Consider the following 20,709-nt stretch of genomic DNA (forward strand, 5'->3'; position numbering starts at 1 on the left):
CACCGAGCATGTTCCGCCCGGCCCGCCCGGCCCGCCCGGCCCGCCCGGCCTGCCGGGGCGGCTGTGACCGGGGAGCTACTTCCAGGAGCTGTTCAGCGTCATGGAGCCGGACGTTCCGGTGGTGCAGCTGCGGTTGGTGCCGCTCTCCCAGGTGACGTTGCCGTTCGGGTCCTTGGTGATGAACTTGTACTCAAGGGCGGTGTTCGGCGGGAGGCTGAGCGTGGTGGACCAGGTCGGGTAGGCGGCCGGGGAGAGCTTGATCGCCTTGCTGGTGTCCCAGAAGCCCAGTGCGGAGAGTGAGCCGACGAGGTACACGTTGGTGCCGTAGGCGGTGGTCTCGTTCTCGGTGAAGGTCACGCCGACGAGGGTGGTGGCGGCGGCGGTCCAGGAGTCGTTGAGCGTCGCACTGCCCGAGGCGCCAGTGGTGGCGGTGTGGTTCGAACCGGCCTCCCACTCGATCGTGCCGTCGGGGTCCTTCTTGATGTACTTGTACTGGAAGGCGGTGTTCGGTGGCAGGGTGACGCTGCCGTTCCAGGTCGGGTAGTCGGCGGAGGACAGGGCGACGGCGTTGCCGGTGTCCCAGTTGCCCAGGGCAGGGATGGATCCGACGAGGTAGACGTTCTGCCCGGTCCAGGTGGTCGCGGATTCGTTGAAGGTCTGGCTGATGTTCGCGGTGGATCCGTTGTAGGTGTCGGTGCACGCAGAGGTGCCCCGGGAGCCGGTGGTGGCGCTGTGGTTGGAGCCGGGCTCCCAGGTGACGTTCCCGGAGGAGTCCTTCTGGATGTACTTGTACTGGATCGCGGTGTCCTGCGGCAGGCTGACGGTGGTGGTCCAGGTGGAGCCGGACTGCGTCATCGGGATCGCCGAGGAGGGGTTCCAGCTGCCGAGCGGGGCCGACGAGCCGACGAGGTACATCGGGGCGCTGCCGGGGGCGCCGTTGACCGTGAAGGTCTGGGCGACCTGACCCGTCGTGGTCGTGGTGGCGGTCGGGGACGCCGTCGTGGTCGTGGTGGCGGTCGGGGACGCCGTGGCGGTCGGACTCGCCGTCGGGGAGGCGGTCCCGGTCGGAGACGGCGTGCTGCCGATGCGCCCGTAGAGGGCGACGGCGTCTTTCGCGGCGACCGAGACGGTGGCGTTGCCACCGGCGTCGACGGTGATGGTGGGGCCGTTGCAGGTGCCGAGGGCGGCGGTGTAGTCGCCGTGGATGACGTCGCAGTAGGTGCCGGCGGGCAGGCCGGTGGCGAAGGTGCGGCTCTGGGTGGCGGTCTCGTTGTTGATCGCGACCCAGGCTCTGGTGCCGCGGCTGAAGGCGATCAGGTTGGAGCCGTCGCTGTACCAGTTGGCCATGGGCTGGCCCGCGGCGGCGTTGTGCCAGCCCACCATGTTGGCGATGCCCTGGTTGCGGTCGGTGCAGTACCAGCCGTTGGAACAGTCGGTGTTGGTGACGAAGCCGTTGGCGTCGGACGGCGGGGAGTCGTCGGTGCTGTTCCAGGTGAAGCTCGCGTACACCTCGGGGGTGCCGTAGCCCCAGGCCAGGTGGAAGATGTTGGCCAGGACGTAGCTGGCGCCATTCTTGTAGTTGAGTGTCGAGCCGTTGCGCTCGGTGTCGTGGTTGGTGACCATCGAGCCCGAACCGGCTGCCGGCTCGATGCCCCAACTCTGGCCGAAGGTGCCCAGGTTGGTGATGTTGCCGGTGAACTGGTCCTTCAGCTTGGACGCGTAGGTGAACTCGATCACCTGGCCCGTCCCCTCGTAGGCGCTCGGCGCGAGGGCCCCGGAGCCGCCCGGCATGACCTCCTGGAGGACGTAGGGGCGGCTGCCCGTCCACGTGGTGTTGTTCACCTTGGAGAGGATCGCCGAGAGGTCGTTGGCGTTGATGTGCTTGGCGGCGTCGATGCGGAAGCCGTCCACGCCCGCGGCGACCATGCTGTTGAGGTAGTTGACCTCTGTCTGCCGCACGTGGCCGGTCTCGGTGGCAAGGTCCTCCAACGAGACCAGGTCGCACTCCTGCACCTGGGTCTGGTTGTTCCAGTCGTTGATGGCCATCGTGGAGTTCGGGCAGTTGGCCGGGTAGCTGTGGAAGTCGGCCGCGGTGTAGCCGGGCTGGGAGTAGGCGTACGACGAGCTGCTGAAGGCGTCGCCGCCGTAGGAGTCCGCGCTGGTCTGGTTGGCTCCGGCCATGTGGTTGAGGACGGTGTCTGCGTACACCTTGACGCCCGCGCCGTGGCAGGCCGTCACCATGGCGGCGAACTGGGAGGGGCTGCCCATGCGGCTGTTCAGGTCGTAGCCGACGGGCTGGTAGACCTCCCACCAGGGGTGGCCGTTGACGCCGAGCCGGATGGAGTCCTGGGGCGGGGCGACCTGGACGGCGCCGTACCCCTTCGGTCCCAGGACGTTCGTGCACTCGGCGGCCACCGAGGTCCAGTTCCACTCGAAGAGGTTGGCGACGACGTCACCGCCGTTCGGCACGCCCGCGTGCGCGGAGCTCTGGAAGGAAAGGGGCAGAACGGCGCCGGCGACAAGAGCGGCCGTGGCCAGTAGACCGGTACGGACTCTGCCGGGGCGGTCCGGGGCTGGTGCGGCGGGCGGGGATCCGTGGAGCGGACTCATGAACGACTCCTGGGGAGGCAGCCGAAGCCGCGGTGGCCGGGCGCGACGAGCACCACAACGGTCTGCGCCGCAGCGACGGCTGGGGGTGGGGGGGAGGGAGCGCGACCGCGCTCCGTGTGCTGGCTCACCGCCGCGACCGAGGGTCCCACTCGGTCGGCGCGGAGACCTGACGTGCGGTGATCTCTTGCCGGGGCCCCGCGGGGTGGCCCGGCCGAAGATGACGATGCCGTGAACCGGCAGTGTCGGTCAAGACGTTCAGCAAGCTTTCTGGAACTTTCAGAAAGTGATTGCAGGATCCCTGCGGCCGGGCTCCGGGCCCCGCCTCTCGGGGCCCGGACGCAGGAGGCCCGACGGTCGAGCCGTGCTGGTCACCCGATCGCGACGTCGTCCACCAGGAAGGTGGTGGCGAGGTAGGCGTCCTCGGCACCGGCGAACTCCAGCTTCACCGTCTTGCCCTTGTAGGCGCTCAGGTCGACAGTTCGCTGGACGTAACCGGAGCCGGCGTCGGCGTTGGAGTAGGTGGCGAGAGTGGTGCCGTTGACGTTCACCTTGAGGGTGTCGTACGGGGTGGTGCCGCTTTCCTGGGTGGCGACGTTCAGCCAGAACGTGAGCTTAGGGGAGCCGGTGGCGGGCACTGCGACGTTGCTCTGCGACAGAGACTCGGTGGCAGTGGCGCCGTAGCCCATCATCCAGGCGTACCAGGAGCCGCTGCGGGCGGGCCGCAAGGGAGAGTTGGTGATGTCGCCGGCGCTCTCGCTCCAGCCGGTGGCGCCCTGCTCGAAGGAGCCGTTGACCAGCGCGTTCCCGCCCGGGGTGGGAGTGGGGGTCGGGGTGGGAGTGGGGGTCGGGGTGGGCGTGGGAGTGGGGGTCGGGATGCCGGTACCCGGGTCGGGCAGGGCCATGCCGACGCCGACGGCGGCCCAGGCCCTGGAGACGGTGTAGCGCTCCTGGGAGTTAGCGCCGTAGAGGTCGGCGGCGGCCTGCAGGGTCGCGGTGCGGGCACCCGCGTAGTCGGTGGTGGAGGTCATGTAGACGGTGAGCGCCCGGTACCAGATGGCGGCGGCCTTGTCCCGGCCGATCCCGTTGAACGAGTCGCCGTTGCAGGGACTGCCGTTGTGCGGCAGTCCGCCGATGGTCTTGGAGCCGGTGCCCTCGGCGGCGAGGTAGAAGAAATGGTTGCCGATGCCGGAGGAGTAGTGGACGTCCACCGAGCCGGCGCCGGAGTTCCAGCAGGACAGGCTGGAGCCGTCGAGGGAGGGATTGTCCATCCGGCGGAGGTAGCCGTTCCCCGTGTTGAGCTTCTCGCCGATGTAGTAGTCGCCCGGCTCGCTGGGGTTCGCGGCGTAGAACTCCACCATGGTGCCGAAGATGTCCGAGGTCGCCTCGTTGAGGCCACCGGACTCGCCCGAGTAGTTCAGGTTGGCGGTGGCGGCGGTGACGCCGTGGGTCATCTCGTGGCCGGTGACGTCCAGGGCGGTGAGCGGGGTGTAGTTGTTCTGCGAGCTGCCATCGCCGAAGGACATGCAGAAGCAGCTGTCATCGTAGAACGCGTTCACCAGGTTGGTGTCGACGTGCACGTACGCCGGTGCACCGCGGCCGTCGTTGCGGATGCCCGAGCGGTTGAAGGTGTTCTTGTAGAAGTCCCAGGTCTTGGCCAGCCCGTAGGAGGCGTCCACCGCGGCGCTCTCGCGGCTCGACGTGGAGCCGTTGCCCCAGGAGTTGGTGGACTTGCTGAAGATTCGGGCGTTCTGCGCCGGGCTCGACTGCGAGCTGTTGTAGGAGTCGTAGACGATCGTGCCGCCGTGTGCCGCGTCGGTGAGGGTGTAGCCGCCGGCGGACTGGGTGGTCTCCAGCGGCACCTGGCCGACGTTGACGCCGTTGCCGGTGCCGGTGACGCCCTGGTGCAGCTCGTACTGGTCCAGCAGCGCACCGCTGGCAGCGTCCAGGATCACCGCCTCCTGCGAGGCCGGCCCGGCCTCGCCCGCACCGGTGACCGTCGAACGGTACGCGAGGACCGGCGCCTTGCCGACCGCGTACACCACCAGGGTGCTGCCGTCCGAGCTACCGGTCTTCGCGTTCCTCACGTGCTTGGCGTGCTTCACGGCCGCGGCCGCGGCGTCGGCCGCCGTCAGCTTCGGCGTGACGCCGGTGACCGATATCGGGCCCTGGTGCGCCAGGTTGGAGCCGGTGATCACGCCGTCCTTGTCGCGGTGCACCACCAGGTCGCCGCCGATCACGGGCAGGCCGCGGTAGGTGCGCTCGTAGCGCACGTGCCGGGCACCGTCGGTGTCCACCAGCACGTCCTTCGCCACCAGACGCTCGTCGGTGCCAAGTCCGAGCGCACGGGCCGTCGCGCTCGCCTCCCCGTCGGCCGCGCGTATCGCCTCGCCGCGCGCGTCGGCCGTCATCGCCCGGAGGCCGGCGCCCGGCCGGGCGGCCGGGCCGGCGGCGAGCGCGGGCGACTGGGCGGCTGCCACGGTCACGGTGCCGAAGATGAGGGCGGCCGCCACAGCGGCCGCCAGGGCGTTCTTGCGGGACATCACGATCCTCCCGCCGAGCTGGGGTAGAAGGGGGGGACAGCCGCGGAACGTCATCTGACGAGAGGTGGGGGACGTTCGGCGGCCGGTGACAGCTCGACTGTGGCGACGACGTTAGGGAAGGCGAGGGGGCGTCGAAATCAGGGCAAACCCTTGACCTGGCGCAGGGGGGCACTTCGGGCGCACCATGGCCCGATGCCAGACTCCGCACTGTGGATGAGCACGCTTCAGGAGGCCACCGGTACCGTCCTGCCGGTCCTGCCGGTCCTGCCGGTCCTGCCGGTCCTGCCGGTCGTGCCGGTCGTGCCGGTCGTGCCGGTCGTGCCGGACGACGTGGACGGCACCCGTCAGGTGGTACTGTTCGGGCCGCCCGGGATCGGCAAGACCACCGCCGCCGGGCTCCTGGGGCGGCGCTCGGGCCGGCCCGTCCTTCGGCTGGCCCCGGGCCCGGAGGACACCCGGGTCCCCTACACGGGACTGCTCGAACTCGCGCTGGCCCTCCGACCGCTGCCGTCCGCGCGGGACCTCGCGGCGGAGCTGGACGAGGCCGCCGGCGGCCCGGGCCCCTCGGATCGCTCCGGTCCGGCCCTTCGGCTGCGTCGGCTGACCGCCACCCTGTTGCGGGACACACCGCCCCTGACGCTGGTGGTGGACAACGCCCAGTGGCTGGACCCGGCCAGCGCGGCCATCCTGGGCTGGGCCCTGCGCCTGGCCCCGGACCTTCCCGTCATCGTGGCCGAGCGCACCCGGCGGCCGGAGGCCGGAGGCCACTGGTGCGGGGAGGACGCGTGCGCGGTGAGCGTTGCGCCGCTGACCGACCATCAGACCGCGGCGCTGCTGTCGCCGCACCGGCTGCCCTTCCACGAGGTCGCACGGATCCACACCCGCAGTGGCGGGAATCCGGCCCTGGCCCTGGCGCTCGCCGCGGCCGCCGGCCCGTCCGCGGACCAGGACGGTGGGAACGAGGAGGTCCTTCCGCCGACGGCCCGCCGACTGGTGGGCGAGTGGCTGGACGAGGTACCGGCCCAGGTGCAGGAACTGCTGACGTTCGCCGCACTGGACGACCGGCCCGACGTCGACCTGCTCGGCCGCCTCGCAGGCCCGGCGGCCGAACACCTCCTGGCCCAGGCCGAGGCGGCCGGCCTCCTCGACATCCGGCGGCCCGACGGGAAGGTGCGCTTCACCGCGACCGCGATCGGCACGGAACTTGCGACGCGGCTGCCGGGCACCACGCGCAGGCTCCTGCACGCCCGACTGGCCGAGGCCAGCCGTGACAGCGTCCGCCGCGACCGGCACAGCACGCTGGCGGCCGACACCGCCGACCCGCGAACGGCCCCGCACACCGCGCGCGACGCCGCCCGCGCAGCCGGCCGTGCCAGGTCGCGCGGCGAGCACCCGCTGGCCGCCGAACTCTCCCTCCTCGCCGCCGAACGCACCCCGAGTGAGGACACCGGGCTGCTCACCGAACGGGCACTGACCGCCGTGCGCGACGCCGCGCACTGCGGCGACCTCCCCCGCAGCCGGGCCGCCGCCCGCCTCGTACTGGACCACGACAGCAGCCCCACCCGACGCGTCAGCGCAATCCTGGCCCAGCTCGACGCGAGCGGGCAGCGCCTCCACGGCGCCGATGAACTCTTCGCCGGTGCGGTCCACGAGGCAGCGGGACAGCCGGGCCTGATCGCCCAGATCCTGCTACGCCAGGCGATCTGGGCCAACGTCGCCGAAGGCGCCCCCGATCAGGCCGCAGCCCTGGCCGCCCGGGCCACCGCCCTCGCCGAGGCCGCCGGCGACACCACCACCACCGCGCTCGCCCTGGCGATGCAGGCACGCGTCCAACGCATCCTCGGCAGCCCCGGAGCCGAGACCACGCTCCACCGCTCCCTGTCCCTGCCCCGCGCCGCACCCGTGCCCGTGAACGCGACCCCCGAACACCTCGCCGCCCGCCACGCGCTCTTCGACGACCGCCTGTCCGACGCCCGAACCGCCCTGCTGCCCCTGCTCGTCCAGGCCCAGCAGGCCGGGGACGCCGAAGGCAGCGTGGACATCCTGCGCTGTCTCGCGGAGGTGGAGATCCGCGCCGGACGGTGCGCCCGAACCCTCGACTACGCCGGCCGCGCCCAAGCGCTGACGGACCGCACGGGCCTGCCGGCCGGGCCCGCCTGCTACACCTCCGCCATCGTCGAGGGCACCGCCTCGCGCACCGACCTCGCCCTCGCCCACGCCCACCGCGGAGCCGACACCTCCCGGCAGGAGGGCAACCGGGTCTTCCTCTCACGCAACCTCTTCGCCCTCGGACACCTCCTGCTCGTCACCGGGCGCCCGAAGGAAGCCGTGGAGGCGCTGGAGGAGGTGCGCGTTCTGGAGGAACTCCAGCAGGTCCGCGACCCGTCCGTGCTGCGCTGGCACGCTGACCTGGCCGAAGCCCTCATCGCCCTGGGCCGCCTCGATCAGGCCCACCGTCTGCTGACCGGCACCCGCCGCACGGCGACCGCCCTCGGCAGAACCGCCGTCCTCCCCGCGCTCGACCGCGCCCAGGCCCTCCTGGACGCGGCACGCGGCGACTACGACGAGGCCGCCCACCGTCTCACCGAGGCAGCCGAGCGTCTGCTCCACCTTCCCGTCGAACGCGGCCGGACACTGCTGGCCCTCAGCCACACGGAGCGGCGCGGACGCCGACGCGCGAGCGCCCGCGCGGCCGCGCGAAGCGCCGCCGACCTCTTCACCGCGCACGAGGCGCACCCGTGGGCCGAGGCCGCAGCGCGCGCCATCCAGCGGCTGGAGCACAACCCCCCCAACGACCGCAACCATGCCTGCCTGACCTCCGCCGAACAGCGCTGCGCCCGGCTCGCCGCGGGCGGGGCGAGCAACCGCGACATCGCCGCGGCCCTCACCATCAGCGTGAAGACGGTCGAAGCGACGCTGACCCGGGTCTACCGGAAGCTCGGCCTGAACTCACGCGTGCAGCTCGCGCACACCGTGCCCCCGGCACGCGAGTGATCCCGGCGGGGCGCAGGAGGCCGGGAACGGGCGGTGGGGGCCGCGGCGGTCGGCGCGGCTCGCTGCGGGCCTCCGCCGTGGGCTTCGCAGGGATCAGCCCTCGGTGAGGCAGCGCTTCAGTTCGTCCAGGTCGTAGAAGAAGCTGTTCTCGGCGATGGGCCGGCAGGAGGGCTTGAAAGCGGTCTCCTTCTCGTTGTAGAGCATCCGGACCAGGTAGCGGGCGGGCTCGCCGTCGGCGGAGTTGTTGGCGAACAGGTCCCACTGGATGTTGGCGGCCATCGGCGCGACGTCGGCGCCGCGCCAGGGGTTGTTCCGGTAGCTGTACGGCTGCCCCGGTTCAGCGGGCTCGGTGCTGCCGGGCAGTCCCAGTAGGGCGGCGAGCGGTTCGATCTCCTCGGCGTGGGTGAAGCGGAGCACCGCCCCGTTGGTGCTGGTGCCGTTGGCCTTGGCCTGGGCCTGGGCGAGGAGGTCGGACGAGAGCACGTCGGCCATCTTGTAGGTGATGGTGCGTCCGGCGAAGGCGGGGCCCTTCTGGTAGAACTCCTCGGCGTCGTCGAGGTAGGCGAACCAGCGGGCGTCCGCGGCGGTCAGGAACGGAGTGAGGTCGACGTCCGGCGCCTCAACGCTCAGGTCGGGCGCCGCGGCGTAGAGCTGGTAGAGCGAACCGGCGAACGCGATCTGCGCGGCGGCGGGCAGCGTGGCGACGAAGTCGGCGCGGAACAGGCGCGTGACCACGTGGTGGGCAGCCTGGGCGGTGCGCGGGTCGGTGTCGATCTGCGCGAGTGCGGCGGCCAGTTGCGGGTCGTTCTTCAGGTAGGACTGGTAGTCGGCGTTCTGCGGCTGCTTGTGGAAGTACAGCAGGTTCTTGTCGGTGACCGGTGCCTTGATCAGGCCGGCCAGCGCAGGGTCGCCGGAGATCAGACCGCCGGTGAATGCGTTGGCGCTGGCCACCACGCGCGGCACACCCGATGTTTCGACCACGATGGGCTCCTGACCGGCTGTGATGGCCTGGAACAGCGACGGCAGCCGCTGCTCCATCCGCAGCGCGGTCTCCTGCTGCTCCTGGACGCCGCGGCCGGCGAGGTTGCCGTAGCCGAGCGAGGCGGCTGCCGCCATCAGCGACTGCACCTGCGGTGCCAGCCGGCCGCCGAGCCCGGTGAGCGCGTCCTGTGCCTGGGCCTGCCGCAACACCGCGAGCACAGCGTCGCCGTCCGAGCCATCCGTCATGGCCCGCGAACCGTGGCGCGCGACGTTCTCGGTGAAGACCGGGTAGAAGCCCTCCGGCGCCTCCTGGTAACGGCTCTGCCTCTCCTGCGGGAGGTAGGGCGCCTTCGTGCCGTAGAGGTGCCGGTCGGCTCGCGAGGCGTCGGAGCGGTCCCGCGCCGTGGCACTGCCGGCGGTGAACAGCACGCTTGCGGCCAGCGAGGCGGCCATGGCGACGGAGAGGGGAGCGGTGCGCTTCAAGGAAATCCTTCGGTAGTCGTGGCCTGCCGCCCGGCAAGAGGACCGTCCTGACACTGCCAAGTCCCTCGTAAGCACGGATGGTGACGGGCTGTTGCCAAAGTGAAGGCCGACTGAACAGTGAGTGGCTGCAGTGGCCCGGCCGGGTCGCGACAACCCCCCACCGAGCCGACCGCGTAAGGCGGCTCCGGAGGCACGGCGGCGAGCTTGGCCCGGCGGCTCCTCGTGTTGGGGATCCACACTCCGAGCTCCACCTCCACCGTCCCGCCGTCGCCGTTGGGGATCTCCTCGATGTGACCGCGGGGCACGGTCACCGAGACGGTCCGCTCCCGGTACTGCCTGAGCGCGGTCAGGCCCCGGCAGCGGCCGATCAAAGTTCTGACACCCTTCAGGCGGCCAGGTGGTGCGTTCAGCTGCGCGCGGGCTTCCCGTCGGCGGCGATCGCCGCCAGCCCGTTGTCGGTCGGGCCGTAAATCCGCCCGCCGCCGGCCCAGAACGGCACGGGTGTTGACGTGCCGCCGCCGGCATGGAAGTCGAACGTCCAGCGGGGGGAGCCGGTGACCGGGTCGAGGGCCCACACCTTGCCGTGGATCCAGATGTAGAGGGTGTCGTCCGAGAAATGTGCCGCCATGTCCTGGAGCACCCCGATGGGAAGGGAGCCCGACCAGCGGACGGCACCGGTCTTCGCGTCGAGGGCCTGGACGACCGTGCGGCCCTTCGCGTAGTGGGTTCCGGCCGCGTAGACGGTGGCGCCGTCGGTGCTCGCCACCGCCGTCTGGAAGGCCCACTCGCCCGGGGACTGCCAGACCACCTTTCCGTCCGCCGGGTCCACCGCGTAGAGCCGGTCGGCGAGGTAGAGGAACCGGCCCGCGGCGGAGCTGTGCGGACCGTCGCAGAAGAAGGACAGGTTGGTGATGGCGGCGCCGGTGCCGGGGGCCAGTTGCTGCCACAGGCTCTTTCCGCCGTCGCCGGCGTCGAGCGCCTCCAGCCGGCCGGCCTTCTTGAGGGTCTCCAGGTTGTAGGAGGCGCTCTCGAACAGCAGGCGGGAACCGGAGGAGGGGAGGTAGAGGCGGCCTTGGCTGCCCACCTCGTCACGCTGGTGGAGGTTCTGCCAGCGGATCCGGCGGGCCGCCGGATCCACCGCCCACACGAAGTCGGCCCCGTACCTGTACTTGAGCGGGTCCTTCGGGTCGAAGAGGGAGGCGTCCCCGCGGACGTAGACGAGGCCGTCGAGCAGGCCGACCACCGAGGCGGAGGTGCTGATGTGCAGGTCCGGTTCGGGGAGCGTCCAGGTGACGGTTCCCGTCGCGAGGTCGACGGCCTTGAAGACGTAACTCAGGTCGCCGGGACTGGTGTACCCGATGACGTAGGCCGTGCCCCCGCCGACGGCCACCGGGCTGTCGCCGCCGCCGATCCCGCGCGGGGAGCTGTAGTTGGTCAGCGGCTGCCACCGCTGCTGCCCCGCGCGGTCGATGGCCCACACGCTCTTCATGCCGGCGGCGACGATGGTGTCGCCGTCCCCCGTCACCTGGATCAGCGGTTCGGGCACCGGCGACGTCCACAGCGGGGTCGCGGCGACGGTGGTCTCCAGCGAACGGGTGTAGTCGCTCGGATCCGCCACGGGAGTCGGAGGCGGGTTCTGCGAACCGGGGTAGTCCTGGGACTGCTCCCTTCGGCCGGTCGTCCGGGTGAGATAGAGCGCGGTGCCGGCGCCGGCCAGGGCGACCGCCCCGCCGGCCAGCCCGAGCAGCACCTTGCGCCGACCGGGCCTGGACGGAGGCGTCGTGTGGCCGAGCCGGACGGTCGGGGACCCGGCCGCCGACCCGGCCGTCGTCACCAGCGGCTGCGGCCCCGTGGGCGCGACCGGTGGAGGCGGCAGCGGGGCCGGGGCCGCGGCCGGGGCCATCACCGCCGCCGCCTCCTCGATCGCCGAGACCAGCACCGGATGCAGCCACGTGCCGGGGGGCAGCGGCCCGGCGCCCTGGGAGGCGGCCAGTTGCCGGGGCGTCGGCCGGTCGCCCGGGGCCTTGGCCAGGCAGGCCGCGATCAGCAGCCGTACGCCGCGGGGCACCGCCGCCAGGTCCGGCTCCTCGCTCATCACCTTCCGCAGGACCTCCAGCGGGTGCCCGCCGTCGAACGGCCAGGTCCCGCCGGAGGCGGCGTAGGCGAGCGTCGAGCCGAGCGAGAACACGTCGCTCGCCGGGCCCGCCCTCTTCCCCATCGCCTGTTCCGGTGACATGAAGGCGGGCGTGCCGAAGATCGCGCCCTCGGCGGTCAGAGCGGTGCCGTCGGCGGCCCGCGCGATGCCGAAGTCGATGATGTGCGGGCCGTCCAGCGCCAGCAGGATGTTGCTGGGTTTGAGGTCGCGGTGGGTCAGACCGGCCGCGTGGATACTCTTCAGCTCTTCGGCGATTCCGGCCACCAGGATGCGCACGACGTGCTCGGGGAACGCGCCGACCAGCCGCACCGCCTCGTCCAGCGCGACGCCCGGCACGAAGACGGTCGCCATCCACGGGACGGGCGCGTCGGTGTCGGCGTCGACCACCGGGGCGGTGAACGCCGAGGAGGCCGCCCGGGCGGCTGCCACCTCGGCCCGGAAGCGGGCCCGGAACCGGGCGTCGCCGGCCAGCTCGGGTCGGATCACCTTGACCGCGACCGTCCGCCCGCCGGCCGACCGGCCGAGGTAGACCGACCCCATCGCGCCCGCGCCCAGCCGGCCGAGCAGGGCGTACGGACCGATCCACGTCGGGTCGGCGGGTTCCAGTCGGCGCATGCTCAGGCCCCCTTCGCGGGCAGGGCGGTGACCGTCTCGGTGGCCGTGTCGGACACGCAGAGCCGTCCGGCGCCGGCCGCCCAGGCGAGCCGCGTGGTGTCCTGGCCCTTCAGCCCGGAGTACTTCCAGCGTGGCTTGCCGTTCGCCGGATCGAGGGCCCAGAGCACCGCGTCCGGGCCCATCCGGTAGACGGTGCCGTCGGCGTACAGCAGTCGGGCGCCGAGGAACTTGGCCTCCGGATCGTCGAGCGGCAGCGGCGCCCGCCAGCCGGTGCGGCCGTTGGCCGGGTCCACGGTGGCGAGCGAGACTCCTCCGTCCGTGTCCTTCCCGAGGAAGTACACGACCTTGCCGTCCTCGCCGGTGACCAGGCCGCCGCCGCGCAGGGAGGGTGTGATGACGCCGCCGAGGGTCCACGCCGGGCCGCCGTCCTTCGGGTCCACCGCGGTCACCGTGCCCTGAACGTCGGGGGCGAGGAAGTACCCCCCGGCGGCGGCGATGCCGAACGCCATGAGTTTGCGGGACCACGCCACCGCGCCCGTCGCGTCCAGGGCTCTCAGCTCGTCGAAGTTGGTGACCATCAGCCGGTCGCCGCCCGGCAGCAGCGCGGACTGGACCATCAAGGTGTCCTCGCCGTGGAACCAGAGGGTCCGGTGGGCGGCGAGGTCCACCGCCCAGACGTGGCTGCCGGTCGGGAGGATGCCATGGTCCTTGCCGTCGCCCGCGCCCAGCAGGTAGGCCTTGCCGTCGCGGATTCCGGCGAAGAAGGTCTCGCCCGTGGTGTTCGTCTGCTCCAACGGGGCCTTCCAGTCGATCTTCCCGTCGGCCAGGGTGATGCTCAGCAGTTGGGTGCCCGCTACCTTCACCGCGCCGAGCACCCCGGCCCCCGCGCCGAGCGACCCCGTTCCCACCGGGATGTAGAGCCGGCCGCCGTCCGCTCCGGCGACGAGGCACGGGGTGTTCGGAGCGATGGCGAAGACGCCGCCGGCGGTGGTGTCGTCCAGGGTCCACTTGGTCCGGCCGCTGTCGTCCACACCCCAGATGTGCTGGAGGGAGACGCACACCGTCACGCCGTCGGCGCACAGCACCTGCGCGCTGGGACTCGCCTGAGTGACCTGCCACAGCGGTTTGGCCTCGGCCACGTCGGCACCGGACGGGCGGACCAGGGGGACGGGCGTGCCGCTCGCGCCGGCGGCCGGTGTGCCGCCTGCCTCGGCCGCGCCGCCCCGGTCGCCCAGCAGGGCGACCGCGCCGGCCGCGCCCGCCGCCGCGAGGACGCCGCCGAAACCGAGCAGCACCGCGCGGCGCCCCGGGCGGCGTCCGGACCCCGCGCCCTGCGGCGCCGCCCCTGGAGGCAGCTCCGGCGGCACCGGCGGCAGCGGTGGCGCCTTCGGCAGCGCGATCAGCAGCTGCCGCACGCCGAGCACGTCCGCCGCGACGGCCTGCGGGAGCCAACCGCCTTCCCCGGCCGGCCGCCCGATCCGTTCGACCAGCTCGACGAGCTGACGCGGCGTCGGCCGGTGTGCCGGGTCCTTGGCGAGGCACGCCGTGACGAGGTGCCGGATCCCGTGCGGCAACCCGCTCAGGTCGGGCTCGGTGTTCACCACCCGGAACAGCACCGCCGCCCCCGCACCCTCCCCGAACAGGTGGGCGCCCAGGGCCGCGTAGGCGAGCGTCGAGCCGAGCGAGAATACGTCGCTCGCCGGGCTGAGCTGCGTCCCCATCGCCTGTTCGGGGGACATGTACGGCGCAGAGCCGATGACGGAGCCGGTGGTGGTGAGCCCGGTGCCGTCGGCGGCGCGCGAGATGCCGAAGTCGATGACGTGCGGGCCGTCGAGGGCCAGCATCACGTTGGCGGGTTTCAGGTCGCGGTGGATCAGCCCGGCCCTGTGCACCTCGCCGAGCGCCTCGGCGAGCCCGGCGGCGAGGGTACGGACCGTCTCCTCGGGCAGCGGGCCGTGCGTGGTCACCGCCCGTTGCAGCGGGACGCCGACCACGAAGGCGGTCGCCATCCAGGGCGTGGCGGCCTCGGTGTCGGCATCGACGACGGGCGCGGTGAACGCCCCCGAGACCCGGCCGGCCGCGGTGACTTCGTGCCGGAAGCGGGCGCGGAAGGACCTGTCCTCGGCCAGCTCCGGCCGGATCACCTTGACCGCGACGCTCCGCCCGCCCGCCGAGCGCCCCAGGTACACCGCGCCCATGCCGCCGGCTCCGAGCCGCCCCATCAGCGTGTACGGCCCGACCTGTCGTGGATCCGTGGGTCCCAGTTGCTCCACCGCTTCCCCTCCCCGTCCCGCAAGCCCTCACAGGCTAGGCCGAACCATGCGGACATGACAGGCGATCATCCGGGATTGCGCGAAGACGCTGGGCGCGGACGGGGGCAGCGCCGGTCGAGCCCAAGCAGGGCGAGCTGGTTGAGTTGCCAGGCGGTGAGTTCGGCGCGGCGGCTTTTGGTGTTGGAGATCCACGCGCCGAGAGCAGGACGATCCCCGTTCCGCTGCGGGCGAGTTCAACGTGGAGCCCCCGTTCTGGCCAGGGGTGCCGCACTCAGAGTTCGGTGAGACGGGTCAAACTAACGTGAGACGGGTCATCACTCGCTTTGTGTGACAAATGAGCTTGACTGGACGATCTTGATGGACGGTAGGTTTCTGCCACTTGATCTTGATCGGTGGTGGGGTCTCGACACCCCGCTCACCTACAGCGGCCTCAACATCTTCCTCACCCAGGAGCGGTCCGCCCCCACCCAGGAGTAGGCAGATCGGTCCGCCTCTTGATCACCGCTGGCTAGACTCCCGGCGTTCGGATGCTGTCGGTGGACTGGAAGGCCAAGCCGTGGACGACGATTTCTGGGCCGGCTGGCCGGAACGGTGGGCCGGCACGGACTGCGACGTGCGGGTGGCCGTGGGCGCGATCCCGCCGGAGGTCAAGGACGGGTTCAGGTTCGACAAGGTCCCCTGGCAGCGGTTCCCGCACTTCTACGGTCCGGGCGAGGAGATCCCCGGTTTGCTCGCCACGCTCGCGTCGGGGGACGCCGAGGCCGCCGACAGGGCTCTGCTGCAGCTCTGGACGAATCTTCACCACCAGGGCACCACGATCGCGGCGGGAGCCCTGGCGGTGCCGTTCCTGATCCGGATCGCGACAACCGGGCGGCCCGAACTCTGCGCCCAAATCCTTCACCTGGTCGCCGAGATCGGCCGGTGCCAGCACATGGGGGACGGATCGCGCGAGGGCCTGCTCCAGGTCGCCGAGGAACCGCTGATGGTCGAGGGCAGCACGATGTGCCCGGTGGACTGGACGATCCAGGCCGCCCGCCGGGCGGTCACGGACGACCTGCCCCTCCTGCTCCCGCTTCTCGACAGCCCCGACCCCGAGGTCCGATCCATGACCGCTTACGTCCTGGCGGCCGCGACCGACGAGACCCCGCGCGTCTCCTCGGCCCTGCGGTCCAGGCAGGCGAAAGAAGACGACGCGGTGGTCCGGGTGAGCCTGATCCTGGCCATCGCCCAACTCGCCCGCGAACATCACGACGACCACGCTCCCCGGTGGGCCCAGGACCTCTGGTCGGACCCGGGACGACCGCCCGAGATCCGCATCGGCGCCGGTCTGGCCTGGCTGTGCCTGGTCACCGACCCCGCCCCCGACGAACTCCGCACCCTCCTCGCCGACCCCGGCATCCCCCGGTACGACGACCTGCTCCGGTCGGTGCCGTGGCTCACCTGGTGCGACGCCCCCGGCTTCGCGCTGCGCAGCTGCATCGACGAAATGCTCGCGGCGAAGGCCCCCGCAGCAGTGCTGTGAGGACCCCTGGGGCGGTGGGCCGTCAAGCTGAGGCACGCAGCGGCACCTCGTCCAGGACCTTCTCCCGACCCGGCGGCCGCTGCCGGCCCTGCCACCAGGACCGCGAGGAGCGCCTGGAACGGGAGATCCAGGAGCAGCTGGAGGCCGCCCGGGAGGCGAACGCCCCGCTGCGCCCGTGCTGGACGTGCCGGGGCTCGATCGGGGGAAAGGAGAGCTCGACGCTGGAGCTGCGGGAGGAGGCCAGGCCGGATCGGCTGGAGTGCCCCGAGTGTGTACAGTCCCGCGCTGCAGAGGACTTGGGCCCGGTGGTGCTGCCGGTCCCGACCAGGCGCGAGCTGGTGGCCGTGCTGGTCTCCACTTCAGACGATCCGTGGTGGGAGGACCGCATGCTGCACGCAAAGCTCCACCCGGCGAGGGTCCGCCCCGTCCGGGGGCCGCCCCGCCGAGGCCGCCCACCTGTCGGACGGGCAGGCGCCGCTGGCCCGTCCGGGCTGGTCAACGGGGCGGCACCGCTGCATCGGCCGTTCCGAGGGACGCTGTTTCCCTACTCCCGCTTGACAGTTGGCCCTGCGATGCCGAAGCTGTCTTACTGTCATAAGACAGTAGGAGAACTGCTCGTGATCGAGTTCGTACTGGACGGCCGCTCGCGGGTGGCCACGTACATGCAGCTGGTACTGCAGGTCAAACAAGCGCTGCGGGTCGGGCTGGCACAGCCCGGGGATCAGTTGCCCAAGGTGCGGGAGGTGGCGCGCGCCCTGGCCATCAACCCGAACACGGTCCTGAAGGCATACCGGGAACTGGAGCACGAGGGATTGGCCGAGGGGCGGCCGGGGGTCGGAACCTTCCTCGTGGGGACGCTGGCCGGTCCGTCGCTGCAGCACCAGGCCGAGCTGCGCGCCGAGTTGGTGGCGTGGCTGGACAGGGCGAGGGTGGCCGGGCTCAGCCGGGACGATCTTTCGGCGCTGATCGACACCACAGTACGGGCCGCGTTCGACGCCCCGACGGCAGTAGCAGCACGGACAACCGAGGGAGAGACATGACGGACTTGGCGTTGGAAACCGACGCCCTGGGCAAGCGGTACGGGCGCACGTGGGCGCTGCGTGACTGCTCGATGCAGCTGCCGGCCGGCCGTATCGCCGCGCTGGTCGGCCCGAACGGCGCGGGCAAGAGCACGCTGTTACACCTTGCGGTCGGCCTGCTGCAGCCGGACGAGGGGCGGGTTCGGGTTTTCGGGGAGGAGCCGCGCGGGAACACCCGCGCGTTGGCGGACATCGGCTTCGTCGCCCAGGACACCCCGCTGTACCGGGACTTCACCGCCACCGAGTTGATCACCATGGGCGGCAAGCTCAACCGGCGTTGGGACGCGGACGTCGCCCGTAGCCGTCTGGACGGGGCCGGCATCCCGCTCGGCAAGGCGGTGGGCACCCTGTCCGGCGGCCAGCGCGCCCAGGTCGCACTCGCCATCGCGCTGGCCAAGCAGCCGCGGCTGCTCCTGCTCGACGAGCCGATCGCGGCACTCGATCCGCTCGCCCGGCACGAGTTCATGCAGGCACTGATGGACGCGGTGGCCGAGACCGGCGCCACCGTGCTGCTCAGCTCACACCTGCTGACCGACCTGGAACGCACCTGTGACCACCTGGTGGTGCTGCGCGACGCACGCGTCCGACTGGCCGGACCGGTCGACGATCTGCTCGGCGACCACCGCATCCTGGTCGGCCCGCGCACCGAGGGCCCGATCCCGGGCGTCGTGCAGGTGATCCGCGCCAGCCATACCGACCGCCAGTCCACGCTGCTGGTCCGAACCGCCGGCCCGCTCACCGATCCGGCCTGGACCGTGCGCGAGCCGACCCTCGAAGACGTCGTCCTGGCCCACCTCGCGGCCGGCACCCCGTCGACCCGCACCACCCCGGAGGTGACCGCGTGATCTGGCTGACCTGGCGCCAACACCGCAAGCAAACCCTGCTCGCCGCCCTCGCGCTCGCGCTGCTCACCGCAGTCATGGTCCCGACCGGGCTGCGCATGCACGCGGTATTCGACAGCTCCGGGCTCGCCGCATGCCAGGCCGGCAGGGGCAGTACGTGCGAGCGCGTGGCCAACCAGTTCGACAACCAGTTCGGCAGTCTCGGCTTCGTCGCGATCCTGTTCATGCTGCTGCCACTCCTGGTCGGGCTGTTCTTCGGCGCGCCCCTGATCGCCCGTGAGGTCGAGAGCGGTACCCACCGGCTGATATGGACCCAGGGGGTGAGCCGATCGCGCTGGAGTACGGTCAAGTTCGCTTTGCTCGGAGCGGCGGGCGTCCTGCTGTCGACCGTCTATGCCGTCGGGGTGTCCTGGTGGATCGGCCCACTGGCGGCCGCCGGCGCTGGGCGGTTCGGCTACGGGTACTTCGACGTCCAGGGCATCGTGCCGGTCGGCTACACGTTGTTCGCGCTGGCGCTGGGAATCCTCGCCGGCACGGTGTGGTCGCGGGTACTGCCGGCGATGGCGACCACGCTGGGGGCCTTCGTCATGGTACGGACACCGATCGAGGTGTTCGCGCGACCGCACTTCATGCCGGCCAAGACCGTGACCTACGGCATCCAGGGACCCGCGCCGACGACGGCCGACCGGGTCGCGGGCAACTGGGTCCAAGCCCAGGGCGTGCGCAACGCCGCAGGCCAGATGGTTCTGCCTGACGGCGTGGTCAGCTGCCCGACGGAAGCGCCGAGCGACTGCGGAGTGCCGGGACTGGGACCAGGCTCATACAACTGGGTGGTCTACCAGCCAGCGAACCGGTTCTGGGAGTTCCAGGCCATCGAAACGGGCGTGTTTGTCGCACTCGCAGCCGCGCTGCTCTGGTTCGCTGTCCGCCGCATCCGCCGGATCGCCTGACCTCTGTTAAGCACTCCCGCGCGACGGTGGTCGCCGCGACCGGATCCGGCAAGACCCCTGGTCGCGGCCGGCTGCGCCCGGCGCCTGGCCGCGCGTGGTGTCGTCCTGGCTCGGAGGGCTCCAGCGCATCGTCGGGCAGGGCAGTTCCGAGGCGGCGCACTGTGTCCAGGAGGGCGCCCAGGCACCTTCTGAACCCTTCTTCGTTGCCACTCTCCATCTCCGCCAGCAGCTCGTCGTCAAGAGCGTTCAGCTCGGCGAAGTGCGAGTCGGCCAGCTTCACTTGGCCTTCGCCCATGATGCGCACGATCACGGTGGTCTCCCATCTGTGAGTGGCGTTCCCATCGGTGGAGCGCCACCTCATTTCATCGCTCCTTCCCTGGTGGCGCGACGTGATTGACCTGTGGCGGACGCTCTTCACCCGCACGAGGAGTATGACGGTCGTTGGCACCCGCGCCGCCCGGCAGCTCGACTCACGTGAAAGCCGCCCTCCGCGATCTTCTAGGACGCGAGGAGTTGCGGAGAAGGTCGAGCTTCGCACGGCCGAACATCTGCCTTCTGATCATCTTAGAAGTTACGTGGAATCTGTCGGGGTGATCATGTCTACCCGGTGCACCCACGGACTTGGGAGATGGCTTGAGCGGCGACGGTGGTGCTGACGGAGAAGTGGCCGGTGCTGGGCCGGCACGAGCAGGCGGCGGTGTGGCTGCAGATCTGGACCGATCTCGGTCGGGCGCCGAGGACGATCGATGCCTATGCCCGCGGACTGGCCGAGTACCTGGTGATGTGTGAGCGGGAGGACGTCGACCCGGTCACCGTGAACCGCGCCCACCCGCCAGATCGAGTGGTTGCCCGCGTACAGGGGAGTATCTGCTCAGGGTGGTACAGCCGAAGGTGCTCAGCTCCCGTGCTGGTTCAGGCTCGGTGGAATCGCGGCGGCCCGTCGTAATCGGGAGGCGTCAAGGGCGGGCGATGAGGAACACTTTGCCGAATGATCGTGATGCAAGCCGTCCTGGAGATACGCGCCCATGACGGTTTCGACCTGTGGCCCGTCGCCGAGATCGAGCCGACCGGCTTCCTGCCCCTCGGCGGCGGGCTCTCACCCGCCGAGGTCGGGACAGCGGTGATGTGCATCGCCGGCTGCAACGACATCGGACCCGACGATGACCGCCCGCCCCGCCCCGCCGACCCGCTCGGCTCGTTCCTTCACGGACTGCTGACCCTCGACACCCCTCTCGCAGAGGGTGGCCTGCGGGTCACCGACTACTCCGACGGCACCGTGTTCCAGCCCGGCTGCTGCGACGGGTTGGAGGACTGGCGCGACTGGCACCGGCTCGCCGACAGTGGAGGCCTGCTCGGCTTCGGCCACGACCCCGTCTCACCCGTCGCGCAACGCTTCGGCGACACGGTCCGGCTTACGGTCAACGCCGAGCAGAGCGACAGCCCAGTGATCGAACTGCCCGTCACCGAACTCCGCTGCCTGCTCGCCGGTGTCGAGCGCGACCTGGCCGACTTCCTCACGCTGGCCGCCGACTGGGCCCATCGGCACCTGCCCGGCCACCGGGCTCCCGTCACCGCCGCCCTCGCCCGGGTCCTCGACCTGCCCGCCCCGGCCATGCCGCCGGAGCAGTAGACCAGCGGGCCCGCGCCCAGGCCTTCGCTCGGCCG

Annotated in this window: 12 protein-coding genes and 1 pseudogene; 6 read left to right on the plus strand and 7 right to left on the minus strand. The window is 71.5% G+C overall.

What is annotated here, in order from left to right:
* Positions 1–75 precede the first annotated feature (75 nt).
* Both ACIRVF_RS30215 and ACIRVF_RS30220 read right to left on the minus strand, forming a co-directional pair.
* Positions 76–2,610 (minus strand): carbohydrate-binding module family 20 domain-containing protein, encoded by a 2,535-nt coding sequence (locus ACIRVF_RS30215; protein ID WP_402824654.1) that lies wholly within the window; start codon positions 2,608–2,610, stop codon positions 76–78.
* Between the two features lie 368 nt (positions 2,611–2,978).
* The gene (locus tag ACIRVF_RS30220; RefSeq protein WP_402824657.1) at positions 2,979–5,150 is read right to left on the minus strand and encodes a M4 family metallopeptidase; all 2,172 of its coding nucleotides are present in this window, start codon (positions 5,148–5,150) and stop codon (positions 2,979–2,981) included.
* Positions 5,151–5,342: 192 nt separating this feature from the next.
* Between ACIRVF_RS30220 and ACIRVF_RS30225 the strand changes: the two genes are divergently transcribed.
* Complete coding sequence (locus ACIRVF_RS30225) at positions 5,343–8,144, plus strand: AAA family ATPase (protein WP_402824660.1); 2,802 nt, start codon at positions 5,343–5,345, stop codon at positions 8,142–8,144.
* A 93-nt stretch (positions 8,145–8,237) separates the two neighbouring features.
* Here the strand turns inward: ACIRVF_RS30225 and ACIRVF_RS30230 are convergent, their stop codons facing one another.
* The 3 genes from ACIRVF_RS30230 to ACIRVF_RS30240 form a co-directional block, all read right to left on the minus strand.
* Positions 8,238–9,608, minus strand: coding sequence for a histidine-type phosphatase (locus ACIRVF_RS30230; RefSeq protein WP_402824663.1), 1,371 nt, complete (start codon positions 9,606–9,608; stop codon positions 8,238–8,240).
* Positions 9,609–10,014: 406 nt separating this feature from the next.
* Positions 10,015–12,378, minus strand: a complete 2,364-nt coding sequence (locus ACIRVF_RS30235) for a PQQ-binding-like beta-propeller repeat protein (protein WP_402824666.1) — start codon at positions 12,376–12,378, stop codon at positions 10,015–10,017.
* 2 nt (positions 12,379–12,380) lie between these two features.
* Positions 12,381–14,651, minus strand: coding sequence for a PQQ-binding-like beta-propeller repeat protein (locus ACIRVF_RS30240; protein WP_402824669.1), 2,271 nt, complete (start codon positions 14,649–14,651; stop codon positions 12,381–12,383).
* 556 nt (positions 14,652–15,207) lie between these two features.
* Between ACIRVF_RS30240 and ACIRVF_RS30245 the strand changes: the two genes are divergently transcribed.
* Positions 15,208–16,173 carry a hypothetical protein gene (locus tag ACIRVF_RS30245; protein ID WP_402824672.1) on the plus strand — a complete coding sequence of 322 codons (966 nt, stop codon included), beginning with the start codon at positions 15,208–15,210 and terminating at the stop codon, positions 16,171–16,173.
* 22 nt (positions 16,174–16,195) lie between these two features.
* Here the strand turns inward: ACIRVF_RS30245 and ACIRVF_RS30250 are convergent, their stop codons facing one another.
* Positions 16,196–16,531 (minus strand): hypothetical protein, encoded by a 336-nt coding sequence (locus tag ACIRVF_RS30250; RefSeq protein ID WP_402824675.1) that lies wholly within the window; start codon positions 16,529–16,531, stop codon positions 16,196–16,198.
* 259 nt (positions 16,532–16,790) lie between these two features.
* Between ACIRVF_RS30250 and ACIRVF_RS30255 the strand changes: the two genes are divergently transcribed.
* The 3 genes from ACIRVF_RS30255 to ACIRVF_RS30265 are packed head-to-tail and all read left to right on the plus strand — an operon-like array spanning position 16,791 to position 19,044.
* Positions 16,791–17,213 (plus strand): GntR family transcriptional regulator, encoded by a 423-nt coding sequence (locus ACIRVF_RS30255; protein WP_402824678.1) that lies wholly within the window; start codon positions 16,791–16,793, stop codon positions 17,211–17,213.
* The gene (locus ACIRVF_RS30260; RefSeq protein ID WP_402824681.1) at positions 17,210–18,097 is read left to right on the plus strand and encodes an ABC transporter ATP-binding protein; all 888 of its coding nucleotides are present in this window, start codon (positions 17,210–17,212) and stop codon (positions 18,095–18,097) included. Before ACIRVF_RS30255 ends, ACIRVF_RS30260 begins: the two co-directional genes overlap by 4 nt.
* Entirely contained in the window at positions 18,094–19,044 is a 951-nt protein-coding gene (locus ACIRVF_RS30265; protein WP_402824684.1) for an ABC transporter permease, read from the plus strand. Before ACIRVF_RS30260 ends, ACIRVF_RS30265 begins: the two co-directional genes overlap by 4 nt.
* Positions 19,045–19,153: 109 nt before the next feature.
* Here ACIRVF_RS30265 and ACIRVF_RS30270 read toward each other — a convergent pair.
* A pseudogene (locus tag ACIRVF_RS30270) lies at positions 19,154–19,354 on the minus strand (hypothetical protein); the annotation flags it as partial.
* A 678-nt stretch (positions 19,355–20,032) separates the two neighbouring features.
* Here ACIRVF_RS30270 and ACIRVF_RS30275 point away from each other — a divergent pair.
* Complete coding sequence (locus tag ACIRVF_RS30275; RefSeq protein ID WP_402824687.1) at positions 20,033–20,674, plus strand: hypothetical protein; 642 nt, start codon at positions 20,033–20,035, stop codon at positions 20,672–20,674.
* The last annotated feature ends 35 nt before the right edge of the window (positions 20,675–20,709 follow it).

It is taken from the genome of Kitasatospora sp. NPDC101157 (assembly GCF_044768255.1).
Taxonomy (GTDB): Bacteria; Actinomycetota; Actinomycetes; order Streptomycetales; family Streptomycetaceae; genus Kitasatospora.